Annotated in this window: 14 protein-coding genes and 1 pseudogene; 9 read left to right on the top strand and 6 right to left on the bottom strand. The window is 66.3% G+C overall.

Going from position 1 to position 17,569, the window contains the following annotated elements:
- Positions 1-148 (bottom strand): annotated as a pseudogene (locus AC1DEL_RS26240) (hydrolase); the annotation flags it as partial.
- Between the two features lie 231 nt (positions 149-379).
- Here AC1DEL_RS26240 and AC1DEL_RS26235 point away from each other — a divergent pair.
- On the top strand, positions 380-1,702 hold the full coding sequence (locus tag AC1DEL_RS26235; protein WP_441593628.1) for an HdeD family acid-resistance protein: 1,323 nt from the start codon (positions 380-382) through the stop codon (positions 1,700-1,702).
- A gap of 115 nt (positions 1,703-1,817) precedes the next feature.
- Here AC1DEL_RS26235 and AC1DEL_RS26230 read toward each other — a convergent pair whose 3' ends face one another.
- A complete protein-coding gene (locus AC1DEL_RS26230; RefSeq protein WP_092291718.1) occupies positions 1,818-2,381 on the bottom strand; it encodes a single-stranded DNA-binding protein in 564 nt (187 codons plus the stop codon).
- Between the two features lie 207 nt (positions 2,382-2,588).
- Entirely contained in the window at positions 2,589-3,845 is a 1,257-nt protein-coding gene (locus AC1DEL_RS26225) for an MFS transporter (RefSeq protein ID WP_441593629.1), read from the bottom strand.
- A gap of 291 nt (positions 3,846-4,136) precedes the next feature.
- Here AC1DEL_RS26225 and uvrA point away from each other — a divergent pair, with 291 nt between their 5' ends.
- On the top strand, positions 4,137-7,001 hold the full coding sequence (gene uvrA, locus AC1DEL_RS26220) for an excinuclease ABC subunit UvrA (RefSeq protein ID WP_092291714.1): 2,865 nt from the start codon (positions 4,137-4,139) through the stop codon (positions 6,999-7,001).
- A gap of 18 nt (positions 7,002-7,019) precedes the next feature.
- On the opposite strand, the gene AC1DEL_RS26215 is transcribed toward uvrA, so the two are convergent.
- Positions 7,020-8,702 (bottom strand): Na/Pi cotransporter family protein, encoded by a 1,683-nt coding sequence (locus tag AC1DEL_RS26215; RefSeq protein WP_092291712.1) that lies wholly within the window; start codon positions 8,700-8,702, stop codon positions 7,020-7,022.
- Between the two features lie 147 nt (positions 8,703-8,849).
- Positions 8,850-9,422, bottom strand: a complete 573-nt coding sequence (locus tag AC1DEL_RS26210) for an adenine phosphoribosyltransferase (protein ID WP_092291710.1) — start codon at positions 9,420-9,422, stop codon at positions 8,850-8,852.
- Between the two features lie 135 nt (positions 9,423-9,557).
- Here AC1DEL_RS26210 and AC1DEL_RS26205 point away from each other — a divergent pair, with 135 nt between their 5' ends.
- Entirely contained in the window at positions 9,558-10,136 is a 579-nt protein-coding gene (locus AC1DEL_RS26205; protein ID WP_092291708.1) for a DJ-1/PfpI family protein, read from the top strand.
- 76 nt (positions 10,137-10,212) lie between these two features.
- Entirely contained in the window at positions 10,213-10,596 is a 384-nt protein-coding gene (locus tag AC1DEL_RS26200) for a ribbon-helix-helix domain-containing protein (RefSeq protein WP_092291706.1), read from the top strand.
- A 24-nt stretch (positions 10,597-10,620) separates the two neighbouring features.
- Here the strand turns inward: AC1DEL_RS26200 and AC1DEL_RS26195 are convergent, their stop codons facing one another.
- The gene (locus tag AC1DEL_RS26195) at positions 10,621-12,600 is read right to left on the bottom strand and encodes a monovalent cation:proton antiporter family protein (protein WP_092291704.1); all 1,980 of its coding nucleotides are present in this window, start codon (positions 12,598-12,600) and stop codon (positions 10,621-10,623) included.
- A gap of 173 nt (positions 12,601-12,773) precedes the next feature.
- Here AC1DEL_RS26195 and AC1DEL_RS26190 point away from each other — a divergent pair, with 173 nt between their 5' ends.
- The 5 genes from AC1DEL_RS26190 to AC1DEL_RS26170 all read left to right on the top strand — a co-directional run bounded on the left by AC1DEL_RS26190 (position 12,774) and on the right by AC1DEL_RS26170 (position 17,569).
- Positions 12,774-13,757: a KpsF/GutQ family sugar-phosphate isomerase gene (locus AC1DEL_RS26190; RefSeq protein ID WP_092292131.1), complete on the top strand. Its 984-nt coding sequence runs from the start codon at positions 12,774-12,776 to the stop codon at positions 13,755-13,757.
- 12 nt (positions 13,758-13,769) lie between these two features.
- A complete protein-coding gene (lptC, locus tag AC1DEL_RS26185; RefSeq protein ID WP_092291702.1) occupies positions 13,770-14,405 on the top strand; it encodes an LPS export ABC transporter periplasmic protein LptC in 636 nt (211 codons plus the stop codon).
- A 63-nt stretch (positions 14,406-14,468) separates the two neighbouring features.
- Positions 14,469-15,113: a lipopolysaccharide transport periplasmic protein LptA gene (lptA, locus tag AC1DEL_RS26180; RefSeq protein WP_441593631.1), complete on the top strand. Its 645-nt coding sequence runs from the start codon at positions 14,469-14,471 to the stop codon at positions 15,111-15,113.
- A 40-nt stretch (positions 15,114-15,153) separates the two neighbouring features.
- Positions 15,154-15,954 carry an LPS export ABC transporter ATP-binding protein gene (lptB, locus tag AC1DEL_RS26175; RefSeq protein ID WP_092291698.1) on the top strand — a complete coding sequence of 267 codons (801 nt, stop codon included), beginning with the start codon at positions 15,154-15,156 and terminating at the stop codon, positions 15,952-15,954.
- Positions 15,955-16,087: 133 nt separating this feature from the next.
- A complete protein-coding gene (locus AC1DEL_RS26170) occupies positions 16,088-17,569 on the top strand; it encodes an RNA polymerase factor sigma-54 (RefSeq protein WP_092291696.1) in 1,482 nt (493 codons plus the stop codon).

Here is a 17,569-nt window from a genome sequence, read left to right as displayed (position 1 = left end):
CCTTGGCCAGGCCCACCACATTGTTCTTCATGGTCTGGCGGTCCATCGACTGCACACCGAAGGCCATCTGCGGCTGGTGGTCGATGATGATCAGCTGGCTGTTGCGCGGGGTCAGGACTTGCAGCTTGGCGTTGTTGGCGTTCGACATGGTGGTTTCTCCGGTAGCTAAAGGTTGATTCATTCAGTTTTATTGCTTTTCGCTGTTCGCCGTTGTTTTGTTGTGGCGTTGCGATGGGATGAACTATACGGGGCGATAAGTGACGTAAATCCGCTGAAGTCTCACGTAGTTATTCAAATTTTTTGAAATTTGATTTTTCCACCGCGCTTTTGCACGATAGACTCCACCCGAGCCGTTCTTGACACGGCGCCGGAGCTGCCGATGGTCCGCCTGCTGATGCTGCTGCTGGGAGTCGATTACCTGCGTACCCGATGGAAGGGGCTGGCCTGGGCCGGGGCGGTCAGCATGGTGGTGGGCACCGTGCTGTTCGTCGATGCGCTGGACGGCAAACTCGATTTTCCGATCGAGCCCTTCGCCTGGCTGCTGCTGCTCGAAGGACTGGCCACGCTGGCCGTGGCCTCGACCGGCATGGGCGGGCAGCGGACGCTGCGCTACGTCAAGGGCGTCGCCTTCAGTGTGGCGGCGATTCTCGTGCTGGCCGGCCATCACCATGGCCACATGATCCTGTCGTTGATCTTTGGCACGCTGTTTCTTGCCGATGGCCTGCTGCAGGTGGCTTCGGCGCATGTCGTGCGCTTTCGCACCTGGCGTCTGGCAATGGCCGGCGGCCTGCTCGAAATCGCGTTTGCCATCTTCTTCATCCAACCCTATCCGACTCACTACGTTGGCACGGTGCCGTACTGCGTGGGGCTCGGGTTGATCTTCGGCGGCTGGAACATGTTGCTGCTGGCGTCGCGCGTACGGCGTCTGCCCGCCGGTCCTGGCTCGAGGGATGATCCGGCGTTCACGTCGGACGGGGCTGCCAGACGGCGGCTGACGACATGGCGCGGCCCGCCTGCCGCAGACGAGCGCGCGTTGATCGTTCATGTGTGGACGCCGGTGGGCACCGCCAAGGCCGAGGCGCAGCGCCAGCCGATCATCGACCGCTACATCGCCGCCGTGGACCGCGACGGCGTCATTTCGACGGGCCATGCCGCGCTGGAGTCGCCGGAGGGGATCTATATCAGCCTCTATCCGGCCGTCGAGATCGACCGCTCTCCGGACGATTTTGCTCGCCTGCTGCGCGCCACGCGCGAGAACGACGTGCCCGGATTGTTCCAGCCGGACTATCCCACCGAATCAAGCGCGTGGTGTCCGTCCACGGTGCAGGTGCGCATTCGCAACTACGATGCCGAACGCCTGCGAACCTTCTGGCACGACGATCGGCAGAACACCACCTACAACCTGACGCACCGCAACTGCTCAAGTACCGTGGCGCAAGCGCTGGACGCCGCGCTGGAGGGCGCCGCCGCGCGCGTCTGGGCGCGCCTCGATGGCTGGTGGCCGCTGTTGCGGCTGCTTCTGACGCCGGAACTGTGGGTTGCCGCCCATCTGCGCAAGCGCGCTACCACCATGGCGTGGACGCCCGGCCTGACGCTCGACTACGCGCGCGCCATGAGCATGCTGGCCGATCCGCGCCCCTTCGCGTGGGCGACGGTGCTGGACGGGCTGACTGCACGACGATCCGGGCGCCAGTCGCGCTAGTTCACCGGACGGTTCCTGACCAGCCACGCTGCCATCCGACACAGGCGCCGATGCCGCAGATAAAAAAACCCCGCGCATTGCGGGGTTTTTCTTCACAAGAACGGCTGACAGAGGATCAGAACGGAATATCGTCATCCATATCTTCAAAGCCGTTCGACGGGCTTTGCTGCGGGCGGCGCTGACCGCCGCCTTGTGCGCCGCCACCCTGGGCGCCGCCCTGGGCACGGCCGCCGCCGTAGCCGCCACCACCACCGCCTGCGCCAGCACCACCGGCGCCGCCCTGGGCCTCGCGGCTGTAGCCGCCGCCACCGCCGCCGAAGCTGCCTTCCTCACCGCCGCCCGCCGAGCGGCCGCCCAGCATCTGCATCTGGTCCGCGACGATTTCGGTGCTGTACTTGTCCTGGCCAGCCTGGTCCTGCCACTTGCGCGTGCGGATGCGGCCTTCGATATAGACCGACGAGCCCTTCTTCAGGTACTGGCCGGCAATCTCCGCCAGCTTGCCGAAGAACGCGATGCGGTGCCACTCGGTGGCTTCCTTGAACTCGCCGGACTGCTTGTCCTTGTAGCGATCGGTCGTCGCCAGGCGAATGTTCGTCACGGCGTCGCCGCTGGGCATGTAGCGGGTTTCCGGGTCGGCGCCCAGGTTACCGACGAGAATGACTTTGTTGACCGATGCCATGTAAATGTTCTCCAAGAACCGCGCCCCGCTTCCCTGCGGCGGCACGGCATGACTGATTTGCTTGTGGGTCGTCCGTCACAGGACGTAAACGACAACACGGTAAACGACATCACGCGCCCCCGGATATCCGGTCGGGCGCGTGTAGATGCTAACCCCGTTAAGACGAAAAAGCGTTTCGGACTGCTACGGATATGACAACAAGTGTGTCTAACCCGCCACTGCCGACGCACCCTCCTGCCCGCGGGCCGGTGGCGCCTTCATGCTCCACGCGATTATAAGCCAGAGCACCAGCACGGCCGCGCAACCGAGGAATACCGCGCTGCGCCCCTCGTGCTTGAGCAGCCAGCCGCCCACCACACCGCCCAGGAACAGCCCCATCGCCTGGGTGGTGTTGTAAACCCCCAGCGCCGCGCCCCGCCCGGCCGCCGCGTAGCGCGACACCAGCGACGGCTGCATGGCCTCCAGCACGTTGAATGCAACAAAGAACAGCAGCAGTACACCCACTATCGGCCACAGGCCCTGCACCGCCGCGAACAACAGCTGCACCACCGTCATCAGCGCCACCGAGGCCAGCAGCACCGGGCGCACCCGGCCATAGCGCTCGGCAGCCATCATCGGCCCCAGCATCAGCACGAAGGAGACCAGCACCACGGGCAGGTAGACCTTCCAATGCTGGTCCAGCGGCATACCGGCGTCGGCCAGCATGGCCGGCACGACCATGAACATCGCCACCTGGCTGGCGTGCAGCGCCAGCACGCCCACGTTCATGCGGATCAGGTCCGCATTCAGCAGCACCTGCCGGAACGGCATGCGCACCGGATGCGGCGGCGGGGGGGCCGGCACCAGGAACAGCGTCACGCCGATGGCCAGCACGCCCAGCACCGCCATCAGCCCGAAGATGCCGGACATGCCGATGCTCTTCAGCAGCGGCGAGGCAATCACCAGCGAGAGCGCGAAGGTCAGCCCGATGCTGCCGCCGACCATCGCCATGGCCTTGGTGCGATGGCGCTCGCGCGTCAGGTCGGCAATGCAGGCGGTGATGGCCGCCGAGATGGCGCCCATGCCCTGCATCGCCCGGCCAATGGTGATGCCAGCCAGGGTGTCCGAGAACGCCGCGACCAGCGCGCCGGCCACGAACAGCAGCAGCCCGGCCACCATGACCGGCTTGCGGCCGATGCGGTCGGACAGCCAGCCCAGCGGAATATGGAGGAAGGCCTGCATCAGGCCATAGATGCCCATGGCCAGGCCGATGCGCTGGGCGTCCTGTCCGTCGGGCAGGCCGCGCGCGTACTCGGCGAACACCGGCAGGATAAGGAACAGGCCCAGCATGCGCAGCGCGAAGATGCTCGCCAGCGAGAGACTGGCACGCAACTCGCTTTTCGTCATGCGGTCGCGCGCGGGCGCCGTCTGGGCGGCCGGGTCGGCAAGATTGGCGGGCTGGGGAGAAGAAGGAATCGACGGCATTGCGCTCGTGAATGGAAATCTGACTCGGTCGATGCGAAGCACCCGGATGGTGGGCCATGTGGCGCCCGTCCGCATGCCGGATGGCCAACGGGCAACCCGGGAAACCGAAGTTCGGTATATTAGCAGGTTTGCTTCCCCGCGCTTTCCGGGTCACGCGGCGGCCGAACCGCCGCCTGGCGCCTGGGTCGGAGCGGCGCTTCAGGCGTTGTGCAAGGCACTTTGAACATTCCGTGAGACCGACCTGTCCGCCCCCGGCGGCAGCGGCGGCCTGGCTGGGCAACTAATCGGTATATGGAAGAAATCAAGATCCGTGGGGCGCGTACCCACAACCTGAAGAACATCAACCTCGACCTGCCGCGCAACAAGCTCATCGTGATCACGGGGCTGTCGGGGTCCGGCAAGTCGTCGCTGGCGTTCGACACGCTCTATGCCGAGGGCCAGCGCCGCTACGTCGAATCGCTGTCCGCCTACGCCCGCCAGTTCCTGCAGTTGATGGAGAAGCCCGATGTCGACCTCATCGAGGGCCTCTCCCCGGCCATCTCGATCGAGCAGAAAGCCACCAGCCACAACCCGCGCTCCACCGTGGGCACGGTCACCGAGATCCACGACTACCTGCGCCTGCTGTTCGCGCGCGCCGGCACGCCCTACTGCCCGGACCACCACATCGCGCTCCAGGCGCAGAGCGTCTCCCAGATGGTGGACGCCGCGCTGGCCCTGCCCGAGGACACCAAGCTGATGATCCTGGCGCCCGTGGTGGCGGACCGCAAGGGCGAGCATTCGGACTTGTTCGATACGATGCAGGCCCAGGGCTTCGTGCGTTTCCGCGTGCGCTCGGGCGGCGGCACGGCCCATGAGGCCGAGGCGAAGGTCTACGACATCGACTCGCTGCCCAAGCTCAAGAAGACCGAGAAACACAGCATCGAGGTGGTGGTGGACCGCGTGAAGGTACGCGCCGACCTCAAGCAGCGCCTGGCCGAATCGTTCGAAACCGCGCTGCGGCTGGCCGACGGCCGTGCCATCGCGCTGGAGATGGATACCGGGCACGAGCACGTGTTCAGTTCGCGCTTCGCCTGCCCGATCTGCTCGTATTCCCTTCAGGAACTGGAGCCCCGGCTGTTCTCGTTCAACAACCCGATGGGCGCCTGCCAGAGCTGCGACGGGCTGGGCCAGATCACCTTCTTCGATCCGAAGCGCGTGGTGGCCTTCCCCAATCTCTCGCTGGCCTCGGGCGCCATCAAGGGCTGGGACCGCCGCAACCAGTTCTACTTCCAGATGCTGCAAAGCCTGGCGGCGTTCTACGACTTCGACACCGATACCGCGTTCGAGGACCTGCCCGCCAACGTCCAGCAGGTGGTGCTGCACGGCTCGGGCGAGGTAGAGATCCCGTTCACGTATATCAACGAGAAAGGCCGCACCACGGTGCGCGCCCATGTGTTCGAGGGGATCATCCCGAACCTGGAGCGCCGCTACCGCGAGACCGATTCGGCGGCCGTGCGCGAGGAACTCGCCAAGTACCAGAACAACCAGCCCTGCCCGTCCTGCGAAGGCACCCGGCTGCGCACCGAGGCGCGCCACGTGAAGGTGGGCGAGGACGACCAGGCGCGGGCCATCTACGAGGTCAACGGCTGGCCGCTGCGCGACGCGCTGACGTGGTTCCTGACCCTGAACCTGCACGGCGCCAAGCGCGAGATTGCCGACAAGATCGTCAAGGAAATCACTGCGCGGCTGAACTTCCTGAACAACGTGGGGCTGGACTACCTGTCGCTGGAGCGCAGCGCCGACACGCTCTCGGGCGGCGAGGCCCAGCGCATCCGGCTGGCCTCCCAGATCGGCTCCGGGCTGACCGGCGTGATGTATGTGCTCGATGAGCCATCCATCGGCCTGCACCAACGCGACAACGACCGCCTGATCGGCACGCTCAAGCATCTGCGCGACATCGGCAACTCGGTGCTGGTGGTGGAGCACGACGAGGACATGATCCGCGCCTGCGACTACGTCGTGGACATCGGCCCCGGTGCCGGGGTACATGGCGGGATGATCGTGGCCGAGGGCACGCCGCCGCAGATCGAGGAGGCGCCGGGCTCGCTGACGGGCCAGTACCTGTCCGGCAAGCGCCGCATCGAGGTGCCCAAGACGCGCGCCAATCCGGACGAGGAGCGGCTGCTGCGCATCGTCAACGCCACCGGCAACAACCTGCGCAACGTGACCGCCGAGATTCCGGTGGGGCTGCTGACCTGCATCACCGGGGTGTCCGGCTCGGGCAAGTCCACGCTGATCAACGACACGCTCTACCACGCCGTGGCGCGCCACCTGTACGGCAGCACGGCCGAGCCGGCCGCGCACGACCATATCGAAGGGCTGGAGCACTTCGACAAGGTCATCAACGTCGACCAGAGCCCGATCGGTCGCACGCCGCGCTCGAACCCCGCCACCTACACCGGCCTGTTCACGCCGATCCGCGAGCTGTTCGCGGGCGTGCCGTCGGCCAAGGAGCGCGGCTACGATCCGGGCCGGTTCTCGTTCAATGTGAAGGGGGGCCGCTGCGAGTCCTGCCAGGGCGACGGCGTGATCAAGGTGGAGATGCACTTCCTGCCCGACGTCTACGTGCCGTGCGATGTCTGCCACGGCCAGCGCTACAACCGCGAGACGCTGGAAGTCCTCTACAAGGGCAAGAGCATTTCCGAGGTGCTGGACCTGACCGTGGAGCAGGCCCACGAGTTCTTCAGCGCCGTGCCGGTGGTGCGCCGCAAGCTGCAGACACTGCTGGATGTGGGGCTGGGCTATATCCGGCTGGGCCAGTCGGCCACCACGCTGTCTGGCGGGGAGGCGCAGCGGGTGAAGCTGTCGCTCGAACTGTCCAAGCGCGACACCGGCCGCACGCTCTACATCCTCGACGAGCCGACCACGGGCCTGCACTTCCATGACATCGAGCTGCTGCTCAAGGTCATCCACAAGCTGCGCGACCAGGGCAACACGGTGGTGATCATCGAACACAACCTGGATGTCATCAAGACCGCCGACTGGCTGCTGGACATGGGCCCCGAAGGCGGCGCCGGCGGCGGGCAGGTGATCGCCAAGGGCACGCCCGAGACCGTGGCCAAGAGCCGCGCCAGCTTCACTGGCAAGTACCTCGCCCCGCTGCTCAAGCGGGGATAAGACCGCACCCCGGGCGCGCTACCGCGTCTGGGCTTCCGGCACACCGGTCACGCCGGCGGGCGGGTCTTCCTTCATCCGGCTGCGGTTCATCAGCCCGGCCTGCTCCAGCACCGGGTAGGCCGTGGCGCAGAACAGCGAGTTGAGTCGCTTCATTTCGCTGATGACGTCCAGGTGGAGCGAGCTGGTCTCGATGCTCTCCGTCGTCTGCACCGCCACGCGCTGCAAATGCGTCCGCGCGTACTTCCGCTCCAGTTCGCGGAAGTTGGCCTTCTCGCCCATCAGCTGCTGGGCGCTGCGGATATCCCCGTTCAGGAACACCGACAAACCCAGGCGCAGGTTGGCCACCAGTCGGCCATGCATCTCGGTGATCTCCTGCATGCCGGCCTCGGAGAACGCCAGGTTGTGGGCGATCTTCTTGTCCTTGGCGTCCAGGATCACCCGTTCGATCAGGTCGCCCGCATGTTCGAGGTTGATGGTCAGCGAGATGATTTCCGTCCAGCGCTGGCCGTCGTGCTCGTCCAGCGCCTCGGTACTGATCTGGGTCAGGTACAGCTTGATGGCCGTGTAGAGGTCGTCCACCTCGTTGTCGATGCGGCAGGTGGCCGTGGCGAGCTTGGCGTCGTTGGTGCGCAGCACGCGCAGCATGTTGTCCAGCATCTGCTCGATGCGGTCGCCGATGCGGAGCACCTCGCGCGCGGCATTGGACAGCGCCAGCGTGGGCGTGGGCAGCGCGGCGGGGTCGAGGTGGCGCGGCGTGACCTGGCTGTCGCCGGTGTTGCGGCCGGGCAGGATGGCCTCGCAGATCCGCGCCAGGGGCGCCGTGGCCCCCAGCAGCAGCGCGGCCAGCGCCAGGTTGAACAGCAGGTGGAAATTGACGATGAGCCGCTGCGGGTCGGTGCTGACCAGCGCCAGCAGTTCCTCGGCCTGGTTCAGCAGCGGCAGCGCGATCACGCACCCGAGCAGCCGCGACAGCAGGTTGCCCAGCGTCACGCGCTTGCCCGGCTGGTTGTTGCCCGAGGTGGTCAGCAGCGCCGAGATCCCCGACCCCAGGTTGGCGCCGAGCACCAGCGCCAGCGCCACATGGATCGACACCACGCCCGCCGACGCCAGCGCGCCGCAGAACAGCACCACGGCCAGGCTCGAATAGCAGAGGATGGTCAGCACCGCGCCAATCAGCATGTCGAGCGCGGCATCGCCGGTCAGCGTGCTGAACAGCACCTTCACGCCGGCCGCCTGCACCACGGGGCGCGTGGCGATCGAGATCAGCTCCAGCGCGAGCGTAATCAGCCCGAGCCCGATCAGCACCCGGCCCACGTGCCCGGGGCGGCTGCCCTTCCAGCTCAGGTGGAGAATCACGCCGACGAAGATCAGCAGCGGCGAGAGCCACGACAGGTCCATCGAGAAGACCTGCACCATCAGCGCGGTGCCGACGTTGGCGCCGAGCATGATGGCGAGCGCGGGCGCCACGGCGATCAGGCCCTGTCCCACGAACGAACTGACGATGACGGCGGTGGCGTTGCTGCTCTGCACAAGCCCGGTCACGCCGAGCCCGGCCGCGAAAGCCGTGAAGCGGTTCGACACGCTGACTGACAGCACATGGCGCAGATTGGCGCCATACACGCGCAGGATGCCGACCTTGACGATGTTGGTGCCCCAGACCAGGAGCGCCACGCCAGATAGAAGATGGAGAAGTACGCCCATTGCGCGTCCTTATTCCTTCGTGACCGGTGCCGATGTCAGCAATCGAGGCTCCGCCCGGTCATCATGTTGTTGTCAAGGGGGCATTATGCGCCGCGCCCCCGGACCCGGCAATGGAGGGGAAAACAACGGCGGGCGCGGGCGCAGGGCTCAGTGGCCCTCGAAATTGCAGACCGTGAACAGCGGCAGGCCGCTCTTGTGCAACAGCTTCGAGCCGCCGAGTTCAGGCAGGTCGACGATCGCCGCGCCCTCCACCACGGTCGCACCCAGACGCTCCAGCAGCTTGCGGCCGGCCATCATGGTGCCGCCGGTGGCGATCAGGTCGTCGACCAGCAGCACGCGATCACCGGGCTTGCAGGCATCGGCGTGGATCTCCACGGTGGCGCTGCCGTACTCGAGCTCGTACTCCTCGGCCACGGTCTGGAACGGCAGCTTGCCCTTCTTGCGGATCGGCACGAAGCCGAGGTTCAGCTCGTACGCGATGATCGAGCCGAGGATGAAGCCGCGCGCGTCGATGCCGGCCACGAGGTCCAGCTCCTGGTCCATGTAGCGGTGCACGAATACGTCGATCAGCACGCGCAGGGTCTTGGGGTTCTGCAGCAGCGGGGTGATGTCGCGGAACATCACGCCGGGCTGGGGCCAGTCCGGCACGGTGCGGATGCGGTCACGCAGGTAACCGGTGACGTCGCCGAGGTCGGGGGACTGGATGAGGGAATCTGCCATGGGGATTTGCGTCGAAATGGAAATCGCGTGCCGCCTGCGGTAACGGGCTACCACCCGCCCCGCGCAGGGCCGCCGCACAATGGCCCGGCCGGCCTGGACCGGCTCCGGACACCCGTAACCATACAGGAGACTGCAATGGCCAAGAAAATTCTGATGCTGGTTGGCGACTTCGCCGAAGACTACGAAACGATGGTGCCCTTCCAGGCACTCCAGATGGTGGGCCACGTGGTCCACGCCGTCTGCCCGGACAAGAAGGCCGGCGACCACTGCGCCACGGCCATCCACGACTTCGAGGGCGACCAGACCTACACCGAGAAGCGCGGCCACAATTTCACGCTGAACGCGACGTTTGCCGATGTCGATCCGGCTGCGTATGACGCAATCGTCATTCCGGGCGGCCGCGCCCCCGAATACCTCCGCCTGAACGACCGCGTGCTGGAGATCGTGCGCCACTTCGCCACGGCGAACAAGCCGATCGCGGCGGTCTGCCACGGCGCCCAGTTGCTGGCCGCGGCCGGCGTGCTCGAAGGCCGCACCTGCTCCGCCTACCCGGCCTGTGCGCCGGAAGTCCGGCTGGCGGGCGGCAAGTACGCCGATATTCCGGTCGATCAGGCCCATACCGACGGCAACCTCGTCACCGCGCCCGCGTGGCCGGCCCACCCGGCATGGCTGGCCCAGTTCCTGACCGTGCTCGGGACCCGGATCACCCAGTAGTCATCCAGTCGACGTACAGTAGAGCCTTCCGAACGCGGCGCCAGCCCCCGGCGCCGCCGTCGCAGGAGGCATGCCGATGTGCGAGATCTTCGTCCGGGCCAATCCCGATTCCTACCAGACCCAGTCCCGCTCGCTGCGGCTGCACGGCGTGGCCACGAGCATCCGCCTGGAAAACCTGTTCTGGGAAGTGCTGGAGGAACTGGCGCAGCGCGACGCGATGACGGTCAACCAGTTGCTGACCCGGCTCCATGACGAACTGGCCGAGCATCGCGGCGAAGTGTCGCTGTCGGCCAATTTCGCGTCATTCCTGCGTGTGTGCTGCTTGCGTTACCTGATGCTGCAGGGCGAAGGGCGGATTCCAGCCGATAGCCACGTGCCGATCCGATCACTTGACGCCCACGCGGTGCTGGACGGCCTGCCGCCGTCCTGGGGCGGCGAAGGCTCCTCCCTCAATTCCTGAGCCGCTCTCTATATATAGAGGCGCTCAATCCCGCAGCAGCCGTTCCTCGGCGGACTCCAGTGCCTCCGGCGTGCCACGCAGCACCACGATATCGCCCGGTTCCAGCACGGTCTCCGGCTGCGGATCGAAGGCGCGGATGCCGCGCCGGCGCACCGCCGTCACCTCCACCCCGATCCGCTCCAGCCCCAGCGCGCCCAGCCGGCGGCCCACGGCCGTGTGCTCAGCGCCGAGCGAGACCGAATGGAGCCGCACGGTGTCGCGCTCGATCATGTCCTCTTCGTCGTCCCGACCGTGGAAGTAGCCGCGCAGCAGGCTGTAGCGCGCGTCACGGGCCTGCTGCACGCCGCGCACCACGCGCCGCATCGGCACACCCAGCAGCACCAGCGCGTGCGAGGCCAGCATCAGGCTGCCCTCGATGATCTCGGGCACCACCTCGGTGGCGCCGGCCTTCTGGAGCGTGTCCAGCTCGGAATCGTCCACGGTCCGCACGATCACGGGCAGCGCCGGCGCCAGCTCCTGCACGTGGTGCAGCACCCGCAGCGCCGACGGCGTGTTGGCATAGGTCACAATCAGCGCGGCGGCGCGGTGGATACCAGCGGCGATCAGCGCCTCGCGGCGGCCGGCATCGCCATAGACCACGGTGTCGCCGGCCCCGGCGGCCTCGCGCACGCGGTCCGGGTCGAGGTCGAGCGCCACGTAGTTGATGCCCTCGCGCTCGAGCATATGCGCCAGGTTCTGCCCGCTGCGGCCAAATCCGCAGATGATCGCGTGCTTCTCGGTCTGCAGGCTCTGGGCGGCGATGCGGGTCATGTTCAGCGACTGCATCAGCCATTCGTTGGCGGCAAAGCGCAGCACGATGGTGTCGCTGTACTGGATCAGGAACGGCGCCGCCAGCATCGACAGCAGCATCGAGGCCAGGATGACCTGGATCAGCACCGGATCCACCAGCCCGATACCATCGATCTGGTTCAGCAGCACGAAGCCGAACTCCCCCGCCTGCGCCAGCCCCAGCCCGGTACGGATGGCCACGCCCTGCCGGGAGCCGAACAGCCGCGCCAGCACCGTGATCAGCACCAGCTTGAACAGGATCGGCACGAACAGCAGGCCCAGCACCAGCCAGATGTGGTCGATCACCACATTGATGTTCAACAGCATGCCGATGGTGACGAAGAACAGCCCCAGCAGCACGTCGCGGAACGGCTTGATGTCCTCTTCCACCTGATGCCGGTAGGGCGTTTCCGAGATCAGCATGCCGGCCATGAACGCGCCGAGCGCCATCGACAAACCCAGCCGCTCGGTCAGCGCGGCCATGCCGAGCGTGACCAGCAGCAGGTTCAGCATGAACAGTTCCTGCGAGCGCCGCGCCGCCACCACGTGGAACCAGCGGCTCATCACCCGCTGGCCAAGGAAGAAGATCAGGCCGAGGGCCACCACGATCTTGACCGTGGCCACCCCCAGCGCCGCCGCCAGCTCGCCGGGGTCGCGCGAGAGCGCCGGGATGACGATCAGCAGCGGCACCACGGCCAGATCCTGGAACAGCAGCACGCTGATGATGTTGCGGCCGTGCTCCGCCTCCAGCTCCATGCGCTCGGAAAGCATCTTGGAGACGATGGCCGTCGAGGACATGGCCAGCGCCCCGCCCAGCGCCACCGAGGCCTGCCAGGTCAGCCCGATCCAGGCCGAGAGCGCCCATCCGGCCGCTACCACGAGCAGCATCGTCAGCACCACCTGGGAGCCGCCCAGCCCGAATACGAGCCGTTTCATCGAGCGGAGCTTGCCCAGGTTGAACTCGAGCCCGATCGAGAACATCAGGAAGACCACGCCGAATTCGGCCAGGTACTTGGTCTGGGCGGAATCGTTGGCCAGCGCGAGCGCGTGGGGACCGATCAGGATGCCCACCGCCAGGTAGCCCAGCATGGGTGGCAGTTGCAGCATGCGGAAGGCCACCACGCCAAGAACGGCGGCGGCCAGCAGCACGAGGGTCAGTTCCAGCGGAGAATGCATTCGGCGGGCTTCGGGGAAGACTTGGGGCTTGACCTGGAACGAGCCGGCCGGGCACGCGCGCCGTCCCGGCATCGGTGCCTCGCCGGGGAAACACGGCAAGCGGCGGTCGCCCGGACCCCATGGCAGAAAAGCCGGGCCGGTCGCCATCGCATTCGTTGGTATACTTCGTCGCCATGATAGCCAATTTCGATGCGGAACGAGCACTTAAGCTCGCTCGCCACACCCTCCAGATCGAAGCCGACGCCGTTTCCGCGCTGGCTGACCGACTGACGCCCGCGTTTACCAAGGCGGTCCAGATGATCCTGGGCTGCACCGGACGCGTGGTCGTGTCCGGCATCGGCAAGTCCGGCCATATCGGCCGCAAAGTGGCGGCCACGCTGGCTTCCACGGGTACGCCGTCGTTCTTCGTGCACCCGGCCGAGGCCAGCCACGGCGACCTGGGCATGATCACCCGCGACGACGTGCTGATTGCGTTCTCCAATTCCGGCGAGACGGCCGAGCTGCTGTCGATCGTCCCGATCGTCAAGCGCATCGGCGCCGGGCTGATCTCGGTCACCGGGAACCCGGAATCGAACCTCGCCAAGCTGTCCGATGCCCATCTGGACGGCGCCGTGGCCCAGGAGGCCTGCCCGCTGAACCTGGCCCCGACGGCCAGCACCACGGCGGCGCTGGCGCTGGGCGACGCCTTGGCCGTGGCCGTGCTGGACGCGCGCGGCTTTGGCGAGGAAGACTTCGCCCGATCGCACCCGGGCGGCGCGCTGGGCCGCAAGCTGCTGACCCACGTGCGCGACGTCATGCGCACCGGCAACGGCGTGCCCGAGGTGCGTGAAAACACCCCGCTGGCCCAGGCGCTGATGGAAATCACCCGCAAGGGCCTGGCCATGACGGCCGTGGTGGACCCGGACGGCCACGCCATCGGCGTGTTCACCGACGGCGACCTGCGCCGCCTGCTGGAAACCCCGCGCGACTGGCGCACCGTGCCCATCGGCGAGGTCATGCACCGTAACCCCCACGTGGTGAACCAGGACCAGCTGGCCGTGGAAGCGGTGCAGATCATGGAAGCGAACCGCATCAACCAGCTGCTGGTGGTCGATGGCGACGGCAAGCTCGTGGGCGCGCTCCACATCCATGACCTGACCCGCGCCAAGGTCATCTGAGCGGGGCCGGCGATGCGCGACTTCTTCGGCAGGATCTCCGGTCTGGTCATGCGGCTGCTGCCGCTGCTGCTAATGGCGATGGTCGCCGGCAGCACGTTCTGGCTGGTGCAGATCAACTCGCCCCATGAGGACGAGGCCGCCCAGAACCGCGCCAAGCGCCATGAGGCGGACTACTACATGGACCGCTTCTCGGCCACGGAACTGGACACGACCGGCGCCACCAAGATGCGCTTCACCGGCGTGAAGATGATCCATTTCGAGGACGACCAGACCTACGAGGTGACCACGCCGGCCATGCGCGCCTACCAGCCGGACCGCCCCCCGGTCACGGTCAACGCGGACCGGGGCGTGATGAACTCGGAGGGCTCGGTCATCGACCTGTACGGCAATGCCTTCCTGGTACGGCAACCCGGCGTGGATCCGTCGAAGGACCCGCGCATGACCGCTGCATCGCAATATTTCCAGTTGCTGGTCAATGACGACATCGTCAAGACCGATAAAGCGGTACAACTCACGCGCGGCCCGTCGGTGATGACGGCCAACGGACTGGTCTTCAACAATGTCACGCGCGAAGTACAATTGCTCGGCAACGTACGCGGCACCATCGTCATGAATCCGCCGTCGGGGCAGGCCCGGACCACGCAGTAAGCACAACAACAAGCACGCCAGGCGCCGGCAACGGATCGCCCGTCATTCTCTCAGCTGACCAACATGACCCCATCCCTGACGACGTTGTCCTGTCGCCGCATCGTGCCCGCCCTGGCGGTGGCAATCGCCGCGCTCGGCGCGACCCTGGCCCAGCCGGCCCTGGCGGAGCGTGCCGACAAGGACAAGCCGCTGGTGCTGGAGGCCAACAACGCCAGCTATGACGACGTGAAGCAGATCTATACGCTGACCGGCAACGTCGTGCTGACCAAGGGCACGATGGTGCTGAAGTCGGACGCCGCGCAGATCCGCACCGACCCCGAGGGCTACCAGTACGCGGTGGCCACGGCCAATCCGGGCCGCCAGGCGTATATCCGCCAGAAGCGCGACGGCGTGGACGAATACATCGACGGCTGGGGCGACCGCATCGAGTACGACGGCAAGCAGGAAATGTCGAAGCTGATCGGTCATGCCCGCGCGGCGCGCATCGCCGGCGCGAAGACCGTCGACGAGATCCGCGGCGCCGTGATCACCTACGACAGCCGCAACGAGTACTACACGGCTGCCGGCGGCGACAACAACACCTCCACCGGCAACCCGTCCGGCCGCGTGCGCGCCGTGCTCTCGCCGCGCGCGGACCCGGCCAGCGGCGCCGCCGCGCCGCCACCGCCGCTGGAACTGAAGCCGGCGCCCGCGCCCGGCAAGCCCTGAACCCCGGACGCGCCCGCCGCGTCACGCATGCATTGACCTGATGAACGACTCCGCCACGCTCGCCCCGAACGCCTCCGCAGCCCCGTCGGCCGCCCGTACCGACAGCAGCACGCTGGTCGTGCGCCACCTGAAGAAGCGCTACGGTTCGCGCACCGTGGTCAAGGACGTCTCGCTGGACGTGAAGAGCGGCGAGGTGGTCGGCCTGCTCGGTCCGAACGGCGCCGGCAAGACCACGTCGTTCTACATGATCGTGGGCCTGGTGGCACTGGATGAGGGCGACATCGTGCTGGACGACCAGCACATCAGCGGCCTGCCGATCCACGAGCGCGCCCGCATGGGCCTGTCCTACCTGCCGCAGGAGGCCTCGGTCTTCCGCAAGCTCAACGTCGAGGAAAACATCCGCGCCGTGCTCGAGTTGCAATTGGAGAAGGGCAAGCCGCTGCCGAAGGCCGAGATCGAACGCCGCCTGGATTCGCTGCTGGATGACCTGCAGATCGCCCATCTGCGCAACAACCCGGCGCTGTCGCTCTCCGGCGGCGAGCGCCGCCGCGTGGAAATTGCCCGGGCGCTGGCCTCCGCGCCGCGCTTCATCCTGCTGGACGAGCCGTTCGCCGGCGTGGACCCCATCGCCGTGGGCGAAATCCAGCGCATCGTGAGCTTCCTGAAGGCGCGCAACATCGGCGTGCTGATCACCGACCACAACGTGCGCGAGACGCTCGGCATCTGCGACCACGCCTACATCATCAGCGAAGGCACGGTGCTGGCCGCCGGCCAGCCTGAGGAAATCATCGCCAACGAGTCCGTGCGACGCGTGTACCTGGGCGAAAATTTCCGCATGTGACCCATCGGCCGCCGCGTGCGGCCGCGCTTCTCCCGGCCTCCACGGCGACAGCCGGGGTCGATCAGGAAGTCAGAGCGATAGGCGATAGCAATTTCCGTTCCATAGTCGGAAGGATGCGCATAGAATAGGTCGCATGAAACCGTCGCTTCAGCTTCGTCTCTCGCAACATCTGGCATTGACCCCGCAGCTGCAACAGTCGATTCGATTGTTGCAGCTCTCGACGCTTGAACTCCAGCAGGAAGTGGAACAGGCGCTGACCGAAAATCCCCTGCTCGAACGCGAAAACGACTGGATCGAAAGCCCGCTGCGGGTAGCCGCCGATGGCTCGGTCAACCTCCAGAGCGCCCCCGCGCCGGCCTCCTCCGAGCCACAGCCCAACGGCGACGCGCGCACCGATGGCGCGTCCGGCGGTGAGGACGACAACTACAACGACAACGGCAGCGAGGACTACGGCAGCGACTGGAGCCTCGACGACTTCGCCCGCCGCCCCCAGGGCGACGAGGACGAAAAGTCGCCGATGCAGTTGCGCGATGCCGAGCCCACGCTGCGCGAGCACCTGATGGGGCAGTTGGCCCCGCTGAAGATCTCGGTGCGCGACAAGGGCCTGGCCATCTTCCTGATCGAATCGCTCGACGATGACGGCTACCTGAGCGCCTCGCTCGAGGAAATCTGCACCGAACTGCCCGAGGAACTCGAATTCGAGATCGACGAAGTCCACGCGATCCTGACCCTGCTGCAGAGCTTCGACCCGCCCGGCGTGGGCGCGCGCAATGCCGCGGAGTGCCTCAGCCTGCAATTGCGTCGCCTGAAGCACTCCCATCGTGAGCTGGCGCTGACCATCGTCAATCATCATCTGGAACTGCTGGCCGTGCGCGACTACACGCGGCTAAAGAAAGCGCTCCAGGTGGACGAAATAGCACTGAAGGCGGCACACGAACTGATTCGCTCGCTGGCGCCGTATCCGGGGCACGCGTTCAACCGTCCCGAGGCCGACTTCGTGGTGCCCGACGTGTTCGTGCGCAAGAGCGGCAGCGGGTGGATCGCGGCGCTCAATCCGGATGTCATGCCACGGCTGCGCATCAACGACATGTATGCGCAGATCCTGCGCGGCGCGAAGGGCGAAACGGGGACGGCAGGCCTGCAGCAGAAGCTTCAGGAGGCGCGGTGGCTTATCAAGAACATCCAGCAACGATTCGATACGATCCTGCGTGTTTCGCAGGCAATTGTGGAACGTCAAAAGAACTTTTTCACGCATGGCGAAATCGCGATGCGCCCCTTGGTTTTGCGGGAAATAGCCGATACACTCGGTTTACATGAGTCGACCATTTCCCGGGTCACCACGAATAAGTACATGGCCACGCCCATGGGTACTTTCGAGTTGAAGTACTTCTTTGGGAGCCACGTCTCTACGGAGACTGGCGGCGCGGCCTCCTCCACGGCAATCCGCGCGCTGATCAAGCAACTGATAGGAGCCGAAGACCCCAGGAATCCTCTTTCCGACAGCCGGATCGCCGAACTGCTGGGTGAGCAAGGCTTCGTGGTCGCACGCCGCACGGTGGCGAAATACCGCGAAGCGCTCAAGATCCCCGCAGTCAATCTCCGCAAGACTTTGTAG

It is taken from the genome of Cupriavidus sp. 10L43_2 (genome assembly GCF_056395265.1).
This window is presented reverse-complemented; position numbering and strand designations above follow the sequence as displayed.